The sequence below is a fragment of the Chryseobacterium cucumeris genome, assembly GCF_016775705.1.
GTDB lineage: Bacteria > Bacteroidota > Bacteroidia > Flavobacteriales > Weeksellaceae > Chryseobacterium > Chryseobacterium cupriresistens.
In genome coordinates, this window is sequence record NZ_CP068760.1 from 3,344,425 (window position 1) to 3,361,291 (window position 16,867).

Annotated in this window: 17 protein-coding genes; 10 read left to right on the forward strand and 7 right to left on the reverse strand. The window is 37.6% G+C overall.

What is annotated here, in order from left to right; translation table 11 throughout:
• The first annotated feature begins 32 nt into the window (after window positions 1-32).
• Both JNG87_RS14960 and JNG87_RS14965 read left to right on the forward strand, forming a co-directional pair.
• The gene (locus JNG87_RS14960) at window positions 33-455 is read left to right on the forward strand and encodes a PaaI family thioesterase (protein WP_202839222.1); all 423 of its coding nucleotides are present in this window, start codon (window positions 33-35) and stop codon (window positions 453-455) included.
• Between the two features lie 117 nt (window positions 456-572).
• Complete coding sequence (locus tag JNG87_RS14965; protein WP_114821738.1) at window positions 573-917, forward strand: phage holin family protein; 345 nt, start codon at window positions 573-575, stop codon at window positions 915-917.
• A gap of 49 nt (window positions 918-966) precedes the next feature.
• Here the strand turns inward: JNG87_RS14965 and JNG87_RS14970 are convergent, their stop codons facing one another.
• Entirely contained in the window at window positions 967-1,833 is an 867-nt protein-coding gene (locus JNG87_RS14970; protein ID WP_202839223.1) for a chitobiase/beta-hexosaminidase C-terminal domain-containing protein, read from the reverse strand.
• A 205-nt stretch (window positions 1,834-2,038) separates the two neighbouring features.
• On the opposite strand from JNG87_RS14970, the gene JNG87_RS14975 reads away from it, so the two are divergent.
• Entirely contained in the window at window positions 2,039-4,033 is a 1,995-nt protein-coding gene (locus JNG87_RS14975) for a S9 family peptidase (protein WP_120231784.1), read from the forward strand.
• A gap of 149 nt (window positions 4,034-4,182) precedes the next feature.
• The gene (locus JNG87_RS14980) at window positions 4,183-4,677 is read left to right on the forward strand and encodes a DNA-deoxyinosine glycosylase (protein ID WP_202839224.1); all 495 of its coding nucleotides are present in this window, start codon (window positions 4,183-4,185) and stop codon (window positions 4,675-4,677) included.
• Window positions 4,678-4,861: 184 nt separating this feature from the next.
• Here JNG87_RS14980 and JNG87_RS14985 read toward each other — a convergent pair whose 3' ends face one another.
• The 6 genes from JNG87_RS14985 to JNG87_RS15010 all read right to left on the reverse strand — a co-directional run bounded on the left by JNG87_RS14985 (window position 4,862) and on the right by JNG87_RS15010 (window position 10,132).
• Entirely contained in the window at window positions 4,862-5,920 is a 1,059-nt protein-coding gene (locus JNG87_RS14985) for a phosphotransferase enzyme family protein (protein ID WP_202839225.1), read from the reverse strand.
• Window positions 5,911-6,825: an NDP-sugar synthase gene (locus JNG87_RS14990; RefSeq protein ID WP_202839227.1), complete on the reverse strand. Its 915-nt coding sequence runs from the start codon at window positions 6,823-6,825 to the stop codon at window positions 5,911-5,913. Before JNG87_RS14990 ends, JNG87_RS14985 begins: the two co-directional genes overlap by 10 nt.
• Window positions 6,815-8,212, reverse strand: a complete 1,398-nt coding sequence (locus JNG87_RS14995) for a Gfo/Idh/MocA family protein (RefSeq protein WP_202839230.1) — start codon at window positions 8,210-8,212, stop codon at window positions 6,815-6,817. The genes JNG87_RS14990 and JNG87_RS14995 overlap by 11 nt, the downstream gene beginning before the upstream one ends.
• A gap of 223 nt (window positions 8,213-8,435) precedes the next feature.
• Complete coding sequence (locus JNG87_RS15000) at window positions 8,436-8,618, reverse strand: hypothetical protein (protein WP_202839232.1); 183 nt, start codon at window positions 8,616-8,618, stop codon at window positions 8,436-8,438.
• Between the two features lie 71 nt (window positions 8,619-8,689).
• A complete protein-coding gene (locus tag JNG87_RS15005) occupies window positions 8,690-9,382 on the reverse strand; it encodes an AIM24 family protein (protein ID WP_062672057.1) in 693 nt (230 codons plus the stop codon).
• Between the two features lie 36 nt (window positions 9,383-9,418).
• On the reverse strand, window positions 9,419-10,132 hold the full coding sequence (locus JNG87_RS15010) for a hypothetical protein (protein WP_202839234.1): 714 nt from the start codon (window positions 10,130-10,132) through the stop codon (window positions 9,419-9,421).
• A gap of 154 nt (window positions 10,133-10,286) precedes the next feature.
• Here JNG87_RS15010 and queA point away from each other — a divergent pair, with 154 nt between their 5' ends.
• The 6 genes from queA to JNG87_RS15040 all read left to right on the forward strand — a co-directional run bounded on the left by queA (window position 10,287) and on the right by JNG87_RS15040 (window position 16,720).
• Window positions 10,287-11,336: a tRNA preQ1(34) S-adenosylmethionine ribosyltransferase-isomerase QueA gene (queA, locus tag JNG87_RS15015; protein WP_034696367.1), complete on the forward strand. Its 1,050-nt coding sequence runs from the start codon at window positions 10,287-10,289 to the stop codon at window positions 11,334-11,336.
• A gap of 70 nt (window positions 11,337-11,406) precedes the next feature.
• The gene (gene rlmN / locus JNG87_RS15020; RefSeq protein ID WP_202839242.1) at window positions 11,407-12,441 is read left to right on the forward strand and encodes a 23S rRNA (adenine(2503)-C(2))-methyltransferase RlmN; all 1,035 of its coding nucleotides are present in this window, start codon (window positions 11,407-11,409) and stop codon (window positions 12,439-12,441) included.
• Window positions 12,442-12,515: 74 nt separating this feature from the next.
• Entirely contained in the window at window positions 12,516-13,466 is a 951-nt protein-coding gene (locus tag JNG87_RS15025) for a sterol desaturase family protein (RefSeq protein ID WP_062672048.1), read from the forward strand.
• A 244-nt stretch (window positions 13,467-13,710) separates the two neighbouring features.
• Complete coding sequence (locus tag JNG87_RS15030; RefSeq protein ID WP_202839244.1) at window positions 13,711-14,619, forward strand: hypothetical protein; 909 nt, start codon at window positions 13,711-13,713, stop codon at window positions 14,617-14,619.
• 71 nt (window positions 14,620-14,690) lie between these two features.
• A complete protein-coding gene (locus JNG87_RS15035; protein WP_202839246.1) occupies window positions 14,691-15,668 on the forward strand; it encodes a polyprenyl synthetase family protein in 978 nt (325 codons plus the stop codon).
• A gap of 257 nt (window positions 15,669-15,925) precedes the next feature.
• Window positions 15,926-16,720 carry a hypothetical protein gene (locus tag JNG87_RS15040; RefSeq protein WP_202839248.1) on the forward strand — a complete coding sequence of 265 codons (795 nt, stop codon included), beginning with the start codon at window positions 15,926-15,928 and terminating at the stop codon, window positions 16,718-16,720.
• Window positions 16,721-16,867 lie beyond the last annotated feature (147 nt).

Below are 16,867 nucleotides of genomic sequence, written 5' to 3' on the forward strand. Positions count from 1 at the left end.
TATAGCGCTTACCTTTGTTTAAAATAAAATTCATGACACCAGAAAAAAAGAAACTCATTACAGACAGCTTCAGCCGCTCGGAAACCTTGAAATTCTATAAAGCAGAACTGCTGGTAGTAGAAACTGATTTTATATCGATGAAGATCCCTAAGATGGAAATGATGACCCGAAAAGCAGGAATGTTCAATGGCGCAATGATCGCCTCTCTGGTGGATGTTTCATCAGGATATGCCGCTGTGAGCCACTATCCGGAAGATTGTTATGTAGTGACCGTTGAATTGAAAGTGAACTACCTTCGTCCGGCAATGGGTGATGCTTTGATTTCAAAATCCTATGTCATTAAAGGGGGTGGAAAAATTGTTGTGGTGAGAACGGAAATCTATGTCCAGACCGAAGGTTCTGCTTCTGAAAGTCATGTGGCGACCTCATTAGTTACCATGATGAAAATAAAATAAGAATTTAAAGGGAATAAAAGCTGGAATATTCCTTCAATAAAGGGTTTCAAAGCATTTTTTTTCCGGAATGGAATGGCTTTTGCTCAACAAACCCCATAAACATTAAAAAATATCACAATGAACTTAATTATCCGACTTTTTATTACAGCAATTGTTGCTTATCTTTTAACTAAAATTTTACCGGGAGTGCAGTTTGAAGGATTTTCTTCAGCCATCATCTTTGCGATTGTACTTGGGGTTCTTAACATATTTGTAAAGCCAATTTTAAGTCTGTTTGGCCTTCCGCTGACTATTCTTACCTTAGGATTCTTTGCGCTGGTAATTAATGCCGCAATAGTCCTGATTGCAGACTATTTCATAGACAGTATGGTTGTAGATGGGTTCTGGTGGGCATTTATCTTCAGTATATTATTATCAATCGTAACTTCTCTGGCGAATTCAATGTTCTCAGATGGAGATTAATTAAAATCATAAAGATCAAAAAAGAAATCCGCTCAACGAGCGGATTTCTTTATTTTTTAATGAACTTCAGTAACACGAGGTCTCCTTTCGAATCTTTAAGCTTTAAAAAGTAATTTCCTGAAATAAGCTGACTAATTAAAATTTCTTTCATAAACTGATCTTTTAAAATCACCCTTCCATTCACATCTATAATCTCATATTCGTTGAAGTTCCGGTCAGTATTTACTTTTAAAATATCTGAAACAGGGTTCGGATAAACTTTGATTAAAACGCTTTTATTTTTAGAGACTGATTCATTAGATGCTAAAAATAAACATGAAGGCGGAGTGGTTATTACCCCATCTGTAAAATCATAATACAAAGTACTTCCCATCGGAATCAGATTGGTACTGACGGTAGCAGGAATATTCTCAAATAGAGTACAGTTATTAAAACGGACATTGGCACTTTCAAAATCTCTCGTAGTCTTATACCATGATTCACATCCGGCAGGTTGCATTACAACTCCGGGCCAGAATGTATCGATTGCAAATCCGTCTATAGAATTGGGACTGACCATATCAACCATTACACAGCTTCCTGATGCCCATGTGGAAGGTGCTTTAAAATAAATAGCAGCAGTAGGAATACTTCCTGTGTAATACTTTTTACTGATTACAGGAGACGAACTTCCTTGTCCGTTAACAAGAAATGCCTTGATCTCTTTATTCTGATCAATAGAAATCTGCACATTATTTACGGCAGAGGAAGAACTAATCGTCGGAGTGCTTCCGTCAGTGGTATAATAAATAGTCCCGTTTCCATTAATAGTGACCTGATAAGGATTATAATAATGATTGGGAAAAGGACTCATCGTAAGCTGTGAAAAAAAAAATGAGGACACACAAAGTGAAGAAAAAAGTATAAATTTTTTCATATTAAATGGGTATTAGTTTAGTTTTTTGTAAAACTAATAAAATTTTTGCCATACATAAATCAATTATTTTTCAACTTTAAAAACTTAATGTTAATTCTTTCGTCCGTTTTTATTTTAAATATTAACTTTGGCAATCTTTGAATTTAATAAAAGGATGTAGGAAATCAACTGATTTTGTACATCCGTTAAAAATGAATATCAACATATGAAACTTAAGTACAGCCTGCTGGCTTTGGCAGCTCCGCTTTTAATGAATGCACAACAAGTAATGACGCCTGAAATTCTTTGGACTTTGAAAAAAGTTGGGGTACAGGCAGTTTCACCAGATCAGGGTTCTCTTATCTATAAAGTAGGGCAGGTAGACCTGAAAACAGAGAAAACGAAAAATGAAAACTATTTTCTGAATGTTCTTAATAACCAGTCTTCCAAAATCGATTTCGGGAAAAAAGCCCTTATTCAGTGGGATAAAAACGGAATCTATGCTCAGGAAGGAGATAAAATCTATCTTTCTAAAGATGCCGGAAAAACCTGGACAGAATTTTATACCATTGGTGAAGCAGATAATATCGTAATTTCTCCTGACGGAAAGAAAATTGCTTTCAGCAAGCAGGTATTGGTAGAAAAAGTAATGGGGAAAGATAAATTCAGCGATACTCCTAAAACAACGGCTCAGGTATACACAGACCTGAATCACAGACACTGGGATTATTTCAATGAAGGAAAATATAACCATGTATTTGTAGTGAATACAGCCGATAAAGTAGAAGGAGCGAAAGATCTTCTGGAAGGAAAAACCTGGGATTCTCCGCAAAGACCTTTCGGTGGTGCTGAAGATTTTATCTGGAGCCCGGATTCTGCACAGCTTTTATATGTTACCAAACCTAAAAGTGGTAAAGAATATGCTACAAGTACCAATACCGATATCTTTGCTTATGATCTGGCATCAGGTACTACCAAAAACCTTACAGAATCCAACAAAGGATATGATGTAAACCCAAAATTCAGCCCGGACGGAAAATCTCTGATCTGGCAGAGTATGGCCAGAGATGGATATGAAGCAGATAAAAATGATGTGAAAATCCTGGATTGGAAGTCAGGGAAGACCACTAACCTTACCTCAGGCTGGGATGAAAGTGTTTCAGGAGACGTTCTTTGGGGAGCAGATTCAAAAACGATCTACTTCACAGCGGCATTCAGAGGTACAAAACAGCTTTTCTCGCTGGATTCAAAATCAGCAAAAGTACAGCAAATCACTAAAGGAGATTTTGACGTAAACGAAATCTTTACAGACAATAAAACTTCACTTTTAGTAGGAAGAACAGACGTAAACCATGCTACAGAATTATTCTCTGTAAACGTTAAGAATGGAGAAATGAAGCAGGTAACTGAAGCGAACAAGGAAACTTATGCTAAGCTGGCTCAGGGGAAATCTGAACTTAAAATGGTGAAAACTTCAGATGGTAAAGAAATGGGAGTTTGGTTCCACTATCCACCGAACTTTGACCCGAACAAAAAATATCCGACTCTGGTATATTGCCAGGGAGGCCCACAGTCTGCACTTACTCAGTATTTCAGTGTAAGATGGAACTTTGCTTTAATGACAGCTAATGATTATATCGTGGTAGCTCCGAATAGAAGAGGTATGCCGGGCTGGGGAACAAAATGGAATGAAGAAATTTCAAAAGACTGGGGCGGACAGCCAATGAGAGATTATCTGGCAGCCACAGATTTTGCGAAAACTTTACCATATGTGGACGGTGACAGGGTAGCAGCTGTAGGAGCTAGTTACGGAGGATACAGTGTATTTATGCTGGCCGGAATCCATGAGAACAGATTCAAAACATTTATAGCTCATGATGGTTTATTTGATATGAAATCATGGTATCTGACTACCGAAGAACTATGGTTTGCCAACTGGGATCTTGGTTCTCCATGGGAAAAACCACTTCCAAAAGCGTACACAGAATTCAATCCAAGCAATTTTGTAGAAAAATGGAACAAACCTATTATGATTGTTCAGGGAGGAATCGATTTCCGTGTTCCCTACGAGCAGGGTCAGGAAGCTTTCCAGGCTGCAAAATTAAGAGGATTAAAATCTAAACTGGTGTACTTCCCGAACGAAAACCACTGGGTACTTCATCCACAAAACGGATTGGTATGGCAGAGAGAATTCTTTGACTGGCTGAAGGAAACTTTGTAGACAAACAATATAAAATATCAATAGAAACGGGCTTTAGCCCGTTTTTTTAATTAAAAAAACAATGACTTTAGCCAAAACCTCAATAACTTCCTTCTTCAGGCTCCCGGTTTCCTGCCTAATTAAAATAAATTAAATCTTTATATTTGAATATGCAAAAGCGTATTTCTTCATTTCCACCCATTATTGACGCTCAGTCTGAAATTCTGATTTTAGGATCAATTCCCGGAGTGAAATCACTGGAAAAACAGCAGTATTATGCCCATCCGCAAAATAAATTCTGGAAAATCATTTTTGAATTGCTGAACGAACAATTTACTGATGATTACACACAAAGAATTGAAACGATAAAGAAACATCATATTGCCCTGTGGGATGTCATTGATTCCTGCGAGAGAAAAGGAAGTCTGGATTCTGAAATCAGGAATGAAGAAGCCAATCAGATTGCAGAACTGTTAGAAGAACATCCGAACATCCAAGCTATTTTCTGCAACGGCGGAAAGTCATACAAGAACTTACAGAAACTGCTCGGGAAAGATTATAAGCTGCCCGTTTTTTTATTGCCTTCTACCAGCCCGCTTCATACGGTTTCTTTTGAAAAGAAGCTGGAAGAGTGGAAAAGAATTTTGGAATTTTTGGGTGATTAGGAGTTCTGGAATTCGAGGTGCGGGATTCGGGATATTGACTGGGAGAGTTTGAGAGTTTGGGAATGAGAGGGTTTGAGAGGGAGAAGATAAAGCTAGATTCTTACGGAATGGACAACTGGGACGCTTTATTTATCCGTACACTTTGTCTTTCAGTAGGAATCTATATACTTTATAAACCCAGCCCTCAAACCCTCAAACTCTCCGACTCTCCACCAGCTCCCAGATATTCTCTCAATCCTTTCAACAGTTCCAATTGATTTTTAGTTCTGTCCAGATTGTGTTCAGGATGCGCGATAGAATAATAGGTACTCCCATTCAGATAATCGGTTAAGAAACGAAGTTCCTGAATATAAATGGCGACCTGTGCTGCATAATCGAGATTCTCAGTTTCCAGCGGTGTCAGTTTTTCTTTTAAATGAAATAAAAATCCTTCTTTTACGACTTTATACATTTCAGGGTTGAAATTATCTATGGCACTTCCATCATCTTCCTGGGTGGTATTGGTATACGACTGGATCATCGTTCCAAAATCATATAAAATGGTAGAAATCATTATGGTATCCAGATCAATCACAGCCAGCGGCTTATGATTCTGATCAAAGAGAATATTACTGATCTTTACATCTGCATGAATAATTCTTTTTGGGATCTGATTGTTTTTCTCCATTTCAATCCATCGGTCCGGCAAGGATAAAAGCTGGTTGGTGATTTCAATTTCAGCCCGGGCATTTTCTTTTAAATGAGGATCTGCATTTTTGAGTGAGTTTTTATAATCTGCAACCCTCTTCTCAAAATTGAGGAAATTGGGAAGAGAATCTTCAATGGCAGCCAGTCTTTCAGTATTTACCGTATTGAGAAAATAACTGAAGGTTTTAGCAGCATCAAAAGCCGTCTGCAAAGAGGGAGCAGTAAGGAATGTTGTACTGTTTTCTATAAAATTGAGCATACGCCATGGCTGGCCATTTTTATCTTTTACCAGAATTTTACCGGTAAGAGAAGGAACAGGTTCTATAATTTCAAATTGATAATGATTTGACCTGAGCACTTCATTGATCATTAAATGGTTATTAACGACCACTTCCGGCTGTTTAAAAACATGATTGTTGATTTTCTGCAGAATAAACTTTTTCCCCTGACCTTTATCCTCCAGAAGATAGGTGGTATTGATCAACCCGTCAGTAATAGGAGTAAGGTCATAACTATCCGTACCGATAAATTCAGCAACAATATCATTTAGCTCCATAGATTTTCCGGGTATCTGTTGTTTTTAATCTCTGAAATCAGAAAATCTTTAACTTCCTTTTTATCATCAGCATATGTAACTCCCATCCATGGGGAAGGAGATACTTTCACCTTTACCTTTACTCTGTTTTCATCCATCATTCTTTGTACTGCAGAAGGAATATAAAATTCCTGATCAGGCAGTGGATCAGATTCTATGAAATCATAAAAATAGGTGTCCAGATAACAGAAAATGTGAGGGTGGAAAATAAAAAAATTCATGGATACCAGGGTGTCAGGATCCAGTTGTATACTTTCTCCGTTTTCAATGTAAACAATTGAGTTATTTATTCTTTGAATGGATGTTTGTTCCACTACTTTGATCAGGTAGTTTTCAGCATCCAGCGTACATATTCCTCTGGCTACAGTACCATTTCCACTCAATGTTGTACCCACAGGATAAGCAATCATCCCTAATTGTGTATCTGATATATGATGATGGTTAATTTCATGTGCAGCGAGCTGATACACTTCTTTTCCGTAGAAATCATCCGCGTTAATCATCACAAAAGGTTCCTGTATTGAATATTTGGCGCAAAGTACGGCATGAGCGGTTCCCCATGGCTTATTACGATCGGGATAATCAAAACCTTCCAGTGAAATAGGAATGCTGTCTATCTCCTGATATACCCAAAGCAATTCAAAATTTTTAGCTTTTGAAATGCCGTTGAGCCTTTCAATATAACTTTCAGGAATCAGTTTGTTGACAATAATAACTACTTTTTGGAAACCGGCTTCCAGTGCATCAAAGATGGAATACTCAAGAATTGGCGAGCCGTTATCGAGTATTCCGTCTACCTGTTTAAGCCCCTTGTATCTGCTTCCTAATCCGCCTGCCAGTATAAGTAATGTTTTCTTAGAACTCATCGGTCATTCCAAATACAGGTTTACGGGTTTTCCATTTTCCATTGGTGAAATCAGGAATATCAACTACCTGACCTCCTTTGGCAATAGACTCTTCGCTTAATGGTGTAATTGAATACCACAATGCAAGATCATACACATCCATCGGGAACTCTATATTCCGTTTGATACATTCAATAAAAGTATTCATTACAAAGAAATCCATTCCGCCATGTCCTGCGCCTGCAGCAGTAGCTTCAAACTTTTTCCACATCGGATGATCGTGTTCTTTCATCCATTTTTCAGTATTGTCCCAACGGTGGGTATGGTTCATGGTTTTTTCAAAATAAATATGTCCCTGGTTGAAATCTCCCCATCCGAAATCCTGCCACAATCCTTCAGTTCCCTGAACTCTGAAACCAAGATCATAAGGTCTTTGTAAACTTGTATCATGAGTAAGAAGAATGGTTTCTCCATTGGCACAGGCAATCTGAGTGGTTACAATATCTCCCTGGTTGAATTTTACTTTGGCATTAGGATGGTTTTCTCCCCCTTTGGGATGCTCAACAATATATTTATGAAGCCCTACAGATTTTGAAGAGAATGAAGAAAGCCTTGTTAAACGGTTCCCTCTGTTGATATCCATCATCATTGCAACCGGACCTAATCCATGAGTAGGATAAAGCTCGCCGTTACGCTTTACATAATGTTCGGTTCTCCATTTTGCCTCACTGAAGCCTTTTTCTCCAAACTCAGCACCGGAATTGTATGGATTAACCCCGTCATTGAAAAGAACACCTCTCAGATCATGCTGATAACCGCCTCTTCCATGTACCAGTTCTCCGAACATTCCTTTACGGACCATATTCAGGATGGCCATAATATCTCTTCGATAGCATACATTTTCCATCATAAAGATAGGAACTTTCGTTTCCTCATATACCTTTACAAATTCCCAGCAGTCCTGAAGCTTTATCGCTCCGGAAACTTCCATGCCTACAATCTTTTTAGCGCGCATGGCTTCCACACCCTGGGTAAGATGCCATTCCCATGGAGTAGCGATCACAACAGCATCTATCGTTTTTAATTTTAAAAGATTCCTATAATCATATTCCCCGTTGGAAAACTCCTGGGCAGCCGGTTTATTGTTGTCTTTTAAGATTTTTTGAGATGCGGCAAGCATCCTTTTTTCCGGATCTGCAAACGCCACAATTTCCACATCATTACGTTTTGCTAGTAATTTTACATGCTCCTGGCCACGAAGACCTACACCGATAAAACCGACGCGGACTTTTTTATCTGTTTTAAAATCATTGGAATAAGCAAATAAAGAATTGGGTAAAACCAATGCCCCAAAGCTTGCCAAAGCTGCAGTCTTAAGAAAGGTTCTGCGGGAGTTACTATTGTTCATCTATATATTTTTTTTAAATATATTAAAACTTTTGTAAATCCCGGTAAGGTGATAGATAATTAGAGAATGAAGTGATGAAGGTGGTTTGTAAGAATTTGAGGCTTATTGGATTTTAAAATTGAACAGTTTTGTAGTTATTAAAATATAGATTATTAATTTTCACTTTTTTATTGGTTTTGCTCATTTATATTTTTTTAAAAATATTTGTTATATACGTGAAAATTTATTGATTGATCCAGTCTTTTCTTAATGCAATTTGTTTTGAATCAGGGTTGGAGTCATGAGTTACTTTTCCAGTGGCTTCATCATAACTAAAACTTGCTTTTTCCAGATATTCTTTTAAAGGAATGGGATGGCTGCCCTCAATATAGTCTCTGAAAAATGTTCGTATTTCAGAATAAGTCATTTTTGTAATCTCATCAAAAAGTTCATTATCATTAAAGTATGTACACTAAATCTCTTCACAATTTGTCTCTTTTATTTTTCCATATAATATACCTCCTCATAAGGCTGAATCAGTACCCATCCATGTCCTGAAAATTTCATCTGAAACTCTTCGCCGCTTCCTCTGCCGATAAGACTTTTGAAAGAAACATTCGTTTTCAGTTCCGGGCTTAGGTTTCCGGACCATGCCACAGTAGCATTCGGATCTGTAAATACAGGTGTATCAGGAGTTACAAGTAAAGTTAAAGGATCTCCGTGAGTTGTAATAGCAATATGGCCCGTTCCTGAAAGTTTTGCCTGGAAAAGACCTCCGGACATCATTCCAGCAATGCTTTTCAGCATAGTAATATCACTTTTTACGCTTTGTTCGTGGGCAAGGATATCATTTCCGTTTACACAAACAGATTCATTGTTCAGATACAGAATACGGACTTTCTTCCCGGAATCTGCAACATATAGTTTTCCGGTTCCTTCTGCTTTCATCAGCCTGGCTCCTTCACCGCTGATAGCTTTCTTTAAAAGATTTCCAATTCCTCCGGACAGCATTCCCTGTCTTTCAAAATTGATATTTCCCACATAGCTTACCATGCTTCCTCTTTTCGTCCATACTGCCTGATTGTTAAGGTTGATTTCCAGAAGATGTTTCGTTTCCAGTTCAAAATAATCTCTTTGCTGCGGATTTTCTTTGGTTTCGTTGATAAATGCTTCAATTGAATATTTACTCATAATGATATTTTTTAATTGGCTGTTTTTAGAGTGTTATTACTTTAGTTTGTCGAGTTTATACTCCCTTTTGTTACTTTTAGGATTCAGATCTACAAATTCATACGCTTCAAAATGGGCAAGTCTGGTTTTGAACATCTCAGTTGCCTTTTCCAGTGACCAGGTTTTAGGGTAATGAAAACCTTCAAATTCTGTATTGAAAATTTCCGCTTTGAAATCATGTGAAAACTCATAATCGCCTGCGTAGGTCAATGCTATTTTGCCTGTCCATATAATATCATACCGGTGATTCTCTTTTTTTGAAAACCGGATCTGATGTCCGGCACAGCTGTCATGCCCCAGCAGGTAGATGTTGAAAGCAAGATCATCATCATCAGAATGTTGTTCAGACGGAAGATCATTACTGAAAAGATCATTTTGAACAACAGCATCGAAATCTAATTTTTCATCAAGGTTATTAATTCTGATTCCTCTCTGTTCACCCCAATAGTTGGACGAGAGTGTACAGGCATGATAGTTTCTCCATACGATTTTGGAGTCCCAGTCGGACAGATCTTCGTCGTCGTCTTCCCCGTTTTCATCGTCATTGGCGTAATAATTTTCAGTTTTTAAATGAAAATCAAACCAGATAAATCCAGATTCATCAATTCTTCCACTCCAGCTAAAGGTTTCAATTTTGTGGCCATTAGGATACGGATTATCAATGAAGTATATTTTACTTACAGGTTCCATATTGAATTTTAATTTTTCCAAAAATACTCTTTTTATGTCTTGAAACTCCCCGTAAAATCACGGTTTTATATTTGATTGTAAATAATACTTGACAAAGGGGTGTTCAATGTCGTATATTTGCACTCCGAAAATTACACCTTGTAATTTCAATAATTTTTAAACCGTAATTTAAAAAATGAAAACATCAGATTTTAATTTTGATCTTCCTGCGGAATTATTAGCAGAACACCCATCAGAGCACAGAGACGAAGCGAGATTAATGGTACTTGATAGAAAAACACAGACTATCGAGCACAAATTATTCAAGGATGTTGTGGATTATTTTGATGAAGAAGATTTGTTCATCTTCAACAATACAAAAGTTTTCCCTGCACGTCTTTACGGAAATAAAGAAAAAACAGGTGCTAAAATTGAAGTTTTCTTATTAAGAGAGCTTGATAAAGAAACCAGAGTTTGGGATGTTTTGGTAGATCCTGCAAGAAAAATCAGAATTGGTAACAAATTATTCTTCACTGAAGATGAGTCTTTGGTAGCTGAGGTTATTGATAACACAACTTCAAGAGGAAGAACATTAAGATTCTTATTCGACGGATCTTACGACGAATTCAGAACAAAACTAAAAGAATTGGGAGAAACTCCACTTCCAAAATATATCAAAAGAGCTGTAGAACCTGAAGATGCAGAAAGATATCAGACAATCTATGCAAAAGTAGAAGGAGCAGTAGCTGCCCCTACAGCAGGTCTTCACTTCTCTAAGCATTTGATGAAGAGATTGGAGATCAAAGGGATCAATTTTGCTGAAGTTACCCTTCACGTGGGATTGGGAACATTCAACCCGATTGAGGTAGAAGATCTTTCCAAACATAAAATGGAGTCTGAAGAAATCATTATCGATGAGAAAAATGCTGCCATCATTAACAAAGCGGTAGAATCTCACAGAAGAGTATGTGCAGTAGGTACTACTACCATGAGAGCATTGGAAACTTCTGTTTCTTCAAACAAAAAAATCTCTGCTTTCAACGGATGGACAAACAAATTCATTTATCCTCCTCACGATTTCGGAGTAGCGAACTCAATGATTACGAACTTCCACACACCGAAGTCTACTTTAATCATGATGATTGCTGCATTTGCCGGAAGAGATTTTGTAATGCATGCTTATGAAGAAGCCGTAAAAGAAAAGTATAAATTCTATTCTTACGGTGATGCAATGTTAATTCTATAAAAAAGATAATAGGTAAAAGGTTGCAGGTAATAGTATCTGCAACCTGCCACCTAAAATCTACAACCTTACAATGAAAGATATCCGTACATTATCACTAGACCAGCTTAAAGAATACTTTGTGTCTTTAGGAGAAAAGCCGTTTCGTGCGAAACAGGTCTATGACTGGCTATGGAGTAAAAACCTCCATTCGATTGACGAAATGACGAATCTTTCAAAATCACTTCGTGAGAGAATTTCGGAAGAATATACCATTAATCCTGTTTCCGTAGACCTTCTTCAAAAAAGCTCTGACGGAACCATCAAAAACGGAGTGAAACTTCATGACGGACTGATGGTGGAATCTGTTCTTATTCCTACAGAAACAAGAACAACAGCCTGTGTATCTTCGCAGGTAGGATGCTCATTAAACTGCGAATTCTGTGCTACAGCAAGACTGAAAAGGATGAGAAACCTTGAAGTTGCTGAAATTGTGGATCAGGTAGCCCTGATTGACAGCCAGAGCAGAATGTATTTCGACAGACCGCTTTCCAATATCGTATTTATGGGAATGGGAGAGCCGATGATGAATTACAAAAACGTAGTGGAAGCCATCAAAAAAATTACCCAGCCGGAAGGATTGGGAATGTCTCCAAGAAGAATTACCGTTTCTACATCCGGTATCCCTAAGATGATCAAAATGCTTGCAGATGATGAACTGCGCGTGAAACTGGCTTTATCCCTTCATTCTGCTATCGAATCCAAGCGCAATGAAATTATGCCTTTCTCTGATAAGTTCCCATTGACGGATATTATGGATGCTCTTCAGTATTGGTATCAAAAAACAGGTTCTGTGATTACTTTTGAATACTGCGTATGGAAAGGAATCAATGACGGCGATGAAGACATTAAAGCTTTAATCAAATACTGCAAACAGGTTCCTTCAAAAGTAAACCTGATTCAATACAATCCGATCGGGGACGGAAAATATGACCAGTGTAACAAGCAGGCAGAAGAAAATTACATCCGTCAGCTTGAAAATGCAGGGATTACTGTAATGGTCAGAAGAAGCCGTGGAGGTGATATTGATGCCGCCTGCGGACAGTTGGCCAACAAAACAACAGATTAAAATTTCCTTAAAAAAAGCCTAAAACTTTCTTAAAAAATAGCTTAAAACCCTACCTTTGCACAAATTATTTTGTGATGATGGATTTTCTTATGAGCGAGGACGGGCTGGAAAATGTGTATGCATGGGCTATCCCATTGCATGCCACTGTTATTTTAGCGGAAATGATTTACAGCCACGTTTCAGAAGCTAAGTTATATAGCGGGAAAGATCTTGCCACCAATGTTTATCTTGCATTGATGAACTTTGGCCTTGACCTTATCATGAAGGCATTTGCTATGGGCGTAATGTTCTTCTTTTACCATCACAGGCTTTTCTCTTGGGACCTTAGCGTATGGTACTTGCTGGCATGTTTTATCATCACAGACTTTGCCTATTATGTGCTGCATTATGTGGACCACCGTTCCAGAGCATTCTGGGCAGTTCATATTACGCATCACAGCTCAGAATATTTTAACCTCACAACAGGATTCAGAAGCCCGGTATTACAGCCGCTTTACAGATATCTATATTTTTCGCCGCTGGCATTTTTAGGATTCAATCCCTGGCATATTATGGTGGCATACGCTATAGGACAAGTGTATGGAACATGGGTGCATACGCAGACTGTGAAGAGTATGGGATTTCTGGAATATATTCTGGTAACGCCTTCTCATCACCGTGTACACCATGCTTGTAACGTAAAATACCTGGATAAAAACATGGGAATGTGTCTCATTATCTGGGATAAAATATTTGGAACCTTCCAAAAAGAAGATCCGAATGTACCCGTGAAATATGGAATCTATCCAAAAATGCCGGATAACAGACCGGATACGGTATTATTTTATGAATGGAGAAAAATCTGGAAAGATCTGAAGCAGCCTGGATTAAAATTTACAGACAGAATCAATTATATCTTTAATTCCCCGGGATGGAGACATGATGGAACAGGAAAAACCGTAAGGCAGTACCAAAAAGAGTATTTTGCAAGACAGGCACAAAAGAAAGAACAACAGCAAAATCAGAAAGAGCAGAAAACGGCTTAACTTCTGATTTAAATCAATAGAAATCTAAGGGAAAAGCGGACTATTTTAGTCCGTTTTTCTATTTTTAGAATGGGCATTTTTCAAAGGCTATACAGTATTTATATTCCGTAGGAATCTCCACTCTTATCTCAAACCCCATCCCGAAACCCGTACCTCGCATCGCATGCAAACGCTTTTAGCTCAAACCCTCCAAGTCTCCAAGTCTCCAAGTCTCTAACTCACAATAAAACCTTATTTTTGTCTTATGAAAAAACTCCTTCTGATTGTTGCACTTTTCGTTGGCCAATCTGCATTTTCCCAGCGGACTGATTTTCTGAAAATAAAAAAATACAGAGTTAATTACCTAGATGATAAAATTCAGGAAACTTCAGGACTGAATATTTTAAACGGAAGATTGTATACATTCAATGACAGTGGAAATCCTGCCGAACTTTTTGAATTGGATAAAAAGAGTGGAGAAATTATCAGGACACTGAAAACCAATTTGATCAATACAGATTGGGAAGCGTTAGCTAATGACGGAGAAAATTTTTATATCGGGGATTTCGGAAACAATACCGGAACAAGAAAAGATCTGATGATTTACAAAGTCCCATACCAACGTCTCAATGAGTCTAATGATATTAAAATTCCCGGCTCGGAAAGAGCCTTTGACGGAACAAAAATTCTGTTTTATTATCCCGAACAGATTGAGTTTATTTCTAAAAACACAAAAAACGATTTCGATGCGGAAGCCATGATTTATCTGAATGGAAAGCTGCATATATTTACCAAAGAGTGGGCTTCAAAAGCAACCTCACATTATATCGTAGATCCGGAAATTTCAGAACTGCAGAAAGCAGAGAAGATAGAAACCTATAAAACAGGTTTCGTGGTTACAGATGCCTCTTATTTTGATAAAAAGCTTTATTTAGTGGGATATACCAGGAAAACGGAGATCTTTTTAGATGTTTTTGCAGAAACGGAACCCGGCATATTTTTTAAAGAAAAACCCAGACATTATTACCTTGGAACTGCGCTTTCATTATCACAAATTGAAGGGATAAGCGCAGATGAAAACGGAATTTATATTTCAGGAGAAAAATTCAGGTCTCCGTTGGGAACTGCAAAACCTTCATTTTATTTTATCCCGAAAGAACAACTCAAAGATTAATTTGCCTTAAAATTGAGCGAAAAAAATTATCTTTGTGAGAATTAATAATTATTCACCCAGCATCGCAGATTGTGGCAAATACAGTAGAAGAGATTAAACGACCGATCAATGATGAAATGAAACTTTTTGAACAGAAGTTTTATGAGTCAATGCAGAGTAAAGTAGCTTTATTGGATAAAGTAACCCGTTTTATTGTTACCACCAAAGGAAAGCAGATGCGTCCTATGTTTGTGTTTCTTTGTGCCAAACTGGTGGGTGAGGTGACGGAAAAAACATACCGCGGTGCTTCAATGATCGAACTGATCCACACCGCTACTCTGGTACACGATGATGTGGTTGATGAAAGTTTTAAACGTCGTAATTTCTTTTCAATCAATGCACTGTGGAAAAATAAGATTGCAGTTTTGGTGGGGGATTACCTTTTATCAAAATCAGTTCTACTATCTACAGACCACAAAGATTATGATCTGCTTGGCGTGATTTCCAGAACGATCCGTGAAATGTCTGAAGGAGAACTTCTTCAGCTGGAAAAGGCCAGAAAGCTGGATATTACGGAAGAGGTTTATTATGAAATTATCCGGCAGAAAACAGCAACACTGATTGCGGCATGCTGTGAAATAGGAGTTCTTTCCAATAATGCGGATGAAGCTTTAGCCAAAAAGATGATGGATTTCGGTACTTATACCGGTATGGCATTTCAGATTAAAGATGACCTTTTCGATTATTTAAGTTCAAACGTGATCGGTAAGCCTGTTGGAATTGATATCAAAGAACAGAAAATGACCCTGCCTTTGATTCATACCCTGAAAATAGCGCCTGAAAAAGATAGAAAGTATTATTTCGATACCATAAAACGATATAATAACAATCCCAAACGAGTAAAAGAGCTGATAGAATTTGTGAAAAGCTCAGGTGGATTGGATTATGCCATTACGGTGATGAAAGAATTTCAGCAGAAAGCTCAAAATATCCTGAATGAATTTCCGGATTCCGAAGCAAGAAAATCACTGCATATTATGCTGGATTATGTCATTGAAAGAAAATTCTGATATTAATTTTTTAATCAGTCCTGATTTTTTTATTATCCTATTTCCTTTAATCCTGCATGGTGTAACGGATCCTCATTATTGAAAGGAAAATAATCGTATCTTTCAATAATTCAATGAGTTGTGATTATTTTGTTTTTTTATAACAGTAAATTACTGTAAATTAATATTTTGCATAACTCTAATAAAATAATTGCGAATAATTCATTGATTTTCAAAATATTTGTTGTTTATTTGTCATTACAAAAAAACAACAAATAATGAAAAAAATAACAACTATGATGATAGCGTGTGCTATCAGTTTAAGCTTTACTACGTACGCACAGGTGGGAATAGGTACTCAGAATCCCCAGACAACTTTTCATATTGACGGCTCTAAAGACAATCCTGCAACAGGAATTCCTTCTGTAACCCAACAGGATAATGATTTCAGTGTAACTTCAAGTGCTAAAGTAGGGATTGGTACGGTTTCACCCACTGAAAAATTAGATGTTGCGTCTGGAAATGCCCGTATCCGTAATATTAATTCGAATATTGGTATCGGAGGAACCGACAGGGTAGTTGTAGCTGATGCTACCGGAATTCTGAAGACCATAGATTTTACTGCTTATTCACTGTTTCATGCGCGTTTAGCAGCGAATCAGAACATCAGTTCTTCTACGATCACGACTTTATTATTCGCAGCACCGATAGCGACTTCCCCTTTCTATTCTTATAATACCGGAACTGGGGTGATGACTTTTAACCAGCCTGGAAATTATCTGGTAACGCTGCAGGCAAGTTTTACCAATATGCCCGCAGGAACACAGCTGCTCATCGGTATCAGACCTGTACCGGATGCGAATTATCTGGGAAGAGGAAGCCATTATAACGCAGTTGCTGCTTCAGGAACTGTAGGTGAACTGATGAATTATACGACCGTGGTTGTTGCACCTACAGCCGGATATCAGATCCGTTTTACGGCAGCGCCGAATCAAAATTCTACGATTATTTCGACAGAAACCGGATCTACAGGAAGTGGAAATGTTACCAATGTAACTGTTCAGAAGATCTGATTCTATTTTTACTTTAATAAAACTAAAGTGCTGTATATAGATTTTCGGGAAACTGAAAATGTATATACAGCACTTTTCTTTTTAGATTCAGAATCTCATAGTGATTCAGTGTAAAAAATGAGAAAGAGCTGCTTAATGAATTTTTTA

Bases quoted from the DNA above. Each gene is read 5' to 3' on its own strand.
- JNG87_RS14960 (WP_202839222.1), top strand. From the start codon at position 33: ATGACACCAGAAAAAAAGAAACTCATTACAGACAGCTTCAGCCGCTCG.
- JNG87_RS14965 (WP_114821738.1), top strand. From the start codon at position 573: ATGAACTTAATTATCCGACTTTTTATTACAGCAATTGTTGCTTATCTT.
- JNG87_RS14970 (WP_202839223.1), bottom strand. From the start codon at position 1,833: ATGAAAAAATTTATACTTTTTTCTTCACTTTGTGTGTCCTCATTTTTT.
- JNG87_RS14975 (WP_120231784.1), top strand. From the start codon at position 2,039: ATGAAACTTAAGTACAGCCTGCTGGCTTTGGCAGCTCCGCTTTTAATG.
- JNG87_RS14980 (WP_202839224.1), top strand. From the start codon at position 4,183: ATGCAAAAGCGTATTTCTTCATTTCCACCCATTATTGACGCTCAGTCT.
- JNG87_RS14985 (WP_202839225.1), bottom strand. From the start codon at position 5,920: ATGGAGCTAAATGATATTGTTGCTGAATTTATCGGTACGGATAGTTAT.
- JNG87_RS14990 (WP_202839227.1), bottom strand. From the start codon at position 6,825: ATGAGTTCTAAGAAAACATTACTTATACTGGCAGGCGGATTAGGAAGC.
- JNG87_RS14995 (WP_202839230.1), bottom strand. From the start codon at position 8,212: ATGAACAATAGTAACTCCCGCAGAACCTTTCTTAAGACTGCAGCTTTG.
- JNG87_RS15000 (WP_202839232.1), bottom strand. From the start codon at position 8,618: ATGACTTATTCTGAAATACGAACATTTTTCAGAGACTATATTGAGGGC.
- JNG87_RS15005 (WP_062672057.1), bottom strand. From the start codon at position 9,382: ATGAGTAAATATTCAATTGAAGCATTTATCAACGAAACCAAAGAAAAT.
- queA (WP_034696367.1), top strand. From the start codon at position 10,287: ATGAAAACATCAGATTTTAATTTTGATCTTCCTGCGGAATTATTAGCA.
- rlmN (WP_202839242.1), top strand. From the start codon at position 11,407: ATGAAAGATATCCGTACATTATCACTAGACCAGCTTAAAGAATACTTT.
- JNG87_RS15025 (WP_062672048.1), top strand. From the start codon at position 12,516: ATGATGGATTTTCTTATGAGCGAGGACGGGCTGGAAAATGTGTATGCA.
- JNG87_RS15030 (WP_202839244.1), top strand. From the start codon at position 13,711: ATGAAAAAACTCCTTCTGATTGTTGCACTTTTCGTTGGCCAATCTGCA.
- JNG87_RS15040 (WP_202839248.1), top strand. From the start codon at position 15,926: ATGAAAAAAATAACAACTATGATGATAGCGTGTGCTATCAGTTTAAGC.